Raw genomic sequence first — 4,408 nt, forward strand, 5'->3', positions numbered from 1 at the left:
GCGCCATGGCTGCGGCCGCGGGTCTCTCCGTCACGCTCGTGCCGGTCCTGATGGGCTACCTGGTTCGCGGCCGCATTCCGGACGAGGCCGCCAACCCCGTGAACCGCTTGCTCATCGCCCTCTATCGGCCGGTGCTCGACACCGTGCTGCGCTTCCCGAAGGCGACGCTGCTGGTCGCTGCGGGCCTGCTCGCCTTGACCGCGGTGCCGGTGCTGCGGCTGGGAGGCGAGTTCATGCCCGCGCTCGACGAAGGCGACCTGCTGTACATGCCGTCGGCGCTGCCCGGACTGTCCGTGTCGAAGGCGGCGCAACTGCTCCAGCAGACCGACCGGCTCATCAAGACGGTGCCGGAGGTCGAGCGCGTGTTCGGAAAGGCGGGGCGCGCGGACACGGCGACGGATCCGGCACCGCTGGAGATGTTCGAGACCACCATCCGCTTCAAGCCGCGCGATCAATGGCGAGCGGGCATGACACCGGACAAGCTGGTGGAGGAACTCGACCGCGTGGTCAAGGTGCCCGGCCTCTCGAACATCTGGGTTCCCCCGATCCGCAACCGCATCGACATGCTGGCGACCGGCATCAAGAGTCCCGTGGGCATCAAGGTCGCCGGCGCGGACCTGGCCGTCATCGATGGCCTGGCGACGCAGATCGAGGCGGCCGTGAAGGGCGTGCCCGGCGTGTCGTCGGCGTTGGCGGAGCGCTTGACCGGAGGCAGGTACATCGACGTGGAGGTGGACCGCCTGGCCGCGGCGCGCCACGGCCTGTCGGTGGCCGACGTGCAGGCGGTGGTGTCGACGGCCATCGGCGGAGAGAACGTCGGCGAGGTTGTCCAGGGGCGTGAGAGGTATCCCGTGAACGTGCGCTATCCGCGCGAGCTTCGCGACTCGTTGGAGCGCTTGCGGGCGTTGCCGTTCGTGACCGGGAAGGGCGCCACCGTGCTGCTGCAGGACGTGGCACGCGTCGCCATCGAAGAAGGGCCTCCCATGCTGCGCAGCGAGAACGCCCGGCTCTCGGGCTGGGTCTACGTCGACGTGCGGGGCCGGGACCTGCGCTCGGTCGTGAACGACATGCAGTCTGCGGTGGCCCGGAAGGTGGCGATGCCGGCCGGCTACGCCGTGTCATGGTCCGGACAGTTCGAGTACCTGGAGCGCGCAACGCAACGGCTGAAGATCGTCGTGCCGATCACGATCGCAGTCATCTTCGTGTTGCTGTACCTGTTGTTCCGCTCGTTCGCGGATGCGGCGCTCGTGATGGCGGCGGTGCCGTTCTCGCTGGTGGGGGGCTTCTGGCTCATCTGGGCGCTGGGYCATTCCGTCTCCGTGGCCACGGCAGTGGGGTTCATCGCGTTGGCAGGCGTCGCAGCGGAGTTCGGCGTCGTGATGCTCATCTACCTGAAGAACGCGCATGCGCGGCGTATCGCTGCCGGCGAACCGGACAACGAAGCAACGCTGCTGGCGGCCGTCCGCGAGGGCGCGGTGCTGCGTGTACGGCCGAAGGCAATGACCGTCGCCGTTGTCATGGCGGGCCTGTTGCCCATCCTGTCCGGCAGCGGTACCGGCTCCGAGGTCATGACCCGAATCGCCGCGCCGATGGTGGGCGGCATGGTGACCGCGCCGCTGCTCAGCATGCTCGTGATTCCGGCGGCCTGGTACCTGCTGCGCCGGCGGCGGTCTGCTCCTCACGCGAACGGCGGCATCCGGTCGAGCAGCTTGTCGAGCGTGATCGGGTAGTCGCGCACGCGCACGCCGGTGGCGTTGCAGATCGCATTCGCGATCGCCGCGCCGACACCGCACAGGCCGAGTTCCCCGACCCCCTTGGCCTTCATCGGTGACGAGATCGGGTCGGTCTCGTCCAGGAAGATCACGTCCTGGTGCGGAATGTCGGCGTGCACCGGCACCTCGTAGCCGGCCAGGTCGTGGTTGACGAAGAAGCCGCGGCGCTTGTCCACCGCGAGCTCCTCCATCAGCGCCGCACCCACGCCCATCGTCATCGCGCCGATGACCTGGCTGCGCGCCGAGATCGGGTTCAGGATGCGCCCGGCCGCGCACACCGCAAGCATCCGCCGCACCCGGGTCTCGGCCGTCGCCGCGTCGACGGCCACGTCGATGAAGTGCGCCGCGAACGTCGACTGCTGGTACTTCTTGTCCAGGTCGCCGTACTCGATGGCATCTTCGGCCGCGAGCCCCTGGGGCCCCGCCGCCTCGCCCAGCGGCACGCTGCGCCCCGCCGTGCGCACGGTCCCGTCGACGAACACCGCATCGGCGGCCGGCATGCCGAGCTTCTTCGCCACCGCCTCGCGCAGCTTCACGCAGGCCGCATACACACCGGCGGTCGAGTTGTTGCCACCCCACTGGCCACCGGAGCCGGCCGACACCGGGTGCAGCGAATCCCCGAGGCGCACCTGCACGCTGGCCAGCGGTACGCCCATCATCTCCGCCGCCGTCTGCGCAATGATGGTGTACGAGCCGGTGCCGATGTCGGTCATGTCGGTCTCCACCGTCACGATGCCGCGGTGGTCGATCCGCACCCGGGCGCCGGATTTCGTCAGCAGGTTGTTCCGAAAGCCGGCCGCCATGCCCATGCCCATCAGCCAGCGGCCCTCGCGCCGCTGCGCGGGCTGCGCGCTGCGGCGTTCCCAGCCGAAGCGCTCGGCCCCCAGGCGCAGGCACTGCACCAGGTTCCGCTGCGAATACGGGCGAGCGGGCTTCTCCGGATCCACCTGCGTGTCGTTGACGATGCGCAACGCCACCGGGTCCATGCCGAGCTTCTCGGCCATCTCGTCGATGGCGATCTCCAGGGCCATCAGGCCGGGCGCCTCGCCCGGGGCACGCATCGCATTGCCTTCCGGCAGGTCGAGCACGGCCAGGCGCGTGGTGGTCAGGCGATTGGCCCCGGCATACAGCAGGCGCGTCTGGTTGACGGCCGTCTCCGCCTGGCCGCCGGGGAGGTCGCCCGACCAGCCCTCGTGCGCGATGGCGGTGATCCTGCCGTCGGGCAGCGCGCCGATGCGGATGCGCTGGATGGTGGCGGGCCGGTGCGTGGTGTTGTTGATCATCAGCGGCCGCTGCAGTGCGACCTTCACCGGCCGGCGCACCGCGCGCGCGCCGAGCGCGGCCAGCACCGCGTCGGCGCGCACGAAGAGCTTTCCGCCGAAGCCGCCGCCGATGAACGGCGACACCAGGCGCACGTTGTCCTTGGGGATCCCGAGCGTCTTCGCGAGATCGCCGACGCTCCAGGCAATCATCTGGTTCGAGGTCCAGACGGTGAGCTTGTCGCCGCGCCACAGGGCGGTGGACGCATGCGGTTCCATCATCGCGTGCGATTGGTCGGGTGTGGTGTACGTGGCGTCGAGCTGCGCCGGCGCGGCGGCATAGGCGCCATCGAAGTCGCCGACCTTGGATTGCGCAGGCCCACCGAACGCCGTCGGCTTCGGCATCGGTGCCCCGGCCTTCTCCGCGGACAGGTCGTACTTGCCYGCCGCCGGCGTGTAGCGGATGCGCACCCGCTGCGCGGCGGCACGCGCCTGCTCGAAGGTTGTCGCCACCACCAGCGCGACCGCCTGGTGGTAGTGGTCGATGTCCGGCCCGCCCAGCAACTTGGCGGTGTTGAACGAGCCCTTGCCGAGCTTGCCGGCGTTGCGCGCCGTGACGATCGCCAGCACACCGGGTGCCGCGCGCGCGGCGCGCAGGTCCATCGACGCGATCCGTCCCTTGGCGATGCCGGCACCGACGACGCAGCCGTACACCGCATCGGGTGCCGCGTCGTGGCGTTCATAGGCATAGGGGGCGGTACCGGTCGTCTTCAACGGGCCGTCGATGCGTGGCGTCGGCTGTCCGACGACCTTGAGCTGGTCGATCGGATTGGTGGTCGCGGGGGTGTCGAATTTCATGAGCCTTCCCTTGTGTCAGGAGGTTCTGGCCTGGGCCAGCACCGCGGCGAGCGTGCGCTCTGCCAGCACCACCTTGAATGCGTTGTCGTTCGTCGGCCTGGCGTCGGCCAGCAGCCGTGCGGTGGCGGCCTTTGCGCCCTGCGGCAGGGCGGCGTCGGCCGCGGCATCGCGCCAGGGCTTGTGGGCGACGCCGCCGAGCGCGACGCGCCCGGCGCCGTCGCGCTGGATCACCGCGGCCACCGAGACCAGCGCGAAGGCGTAGGACGCCCGATCGCGCACCTTGCGGTACAGGTGCGTGCCGCCGAGCGGCGGGGGCAGCGTCACCGCGGTGATCAGTTCGTTGCGCTCCAGCGTGGTGTCGATGTGCGGCGTGTTGCCCGGCAGGCGGTGGAAATCGGCGATCGGAATCACCCGGGTGCGCCCGTCGGGCCGCACCGTTTCGATGCCGGCGTCCAGCAACCGCATCGCCACCGCCATGTCGCTCGGGTGGGTGGCGATGCAGGCCTCGCTGCCGCCGAC

The 4,408-nt window shown here is 70.2% G+C and carries 3 protein-coding genes; 1 reads left to right on the forward strand and 2 read right to left on the reverse strand.

Annotated features, from left to right (window positions below):
• Positions 1 to 1,730: efflux RND transporter permease subunit (locus AC1D15_RS19460; RefSeq protein WP_477827275.1), on the forward strand; the 1,730-nt coding region annotated here is incomplete at its 5' end.
• Here AC1D15_RS19460 and paoC read toward each other — a convergent pair.
• Together paoC and AC1D15_RS19470 are read right to left on the reverse strand one after the other, a co-directional pair.
• Positions 1,679 to 3,889 carry an aldehyde oxidoreductase molybdenum-binding subunit PaoC gene (paoC, locus tag AC1D15_RS19465; protein WP_477827276.1) on the reverse strand — a complete coding sequence of 737 codons (2,211 nt, stop codon included), beginning with the start codon at positions 3,887 to 3,889 and terminating at the stop codon, positions 1,679 to 1,681. The two genes, AC1D15_RS19460 and paoC, sit on opposite strands and share 52 nt — an antisense overlap.
• 15 nt (positions 3,890 to 3,904) lie before the next feature.
• A partial coding sequence (locus tag AC1D15_RS19470) for an FAD binding domain-containing protein (protein ID WP_477827277.1) occupies positions 3,905 to 4,408 on the reverse strand: 504 nt, incomplete at its 5' end.

This window comes from Rhizobacter sp. P2_H2 (assembly GCF_056403375.1).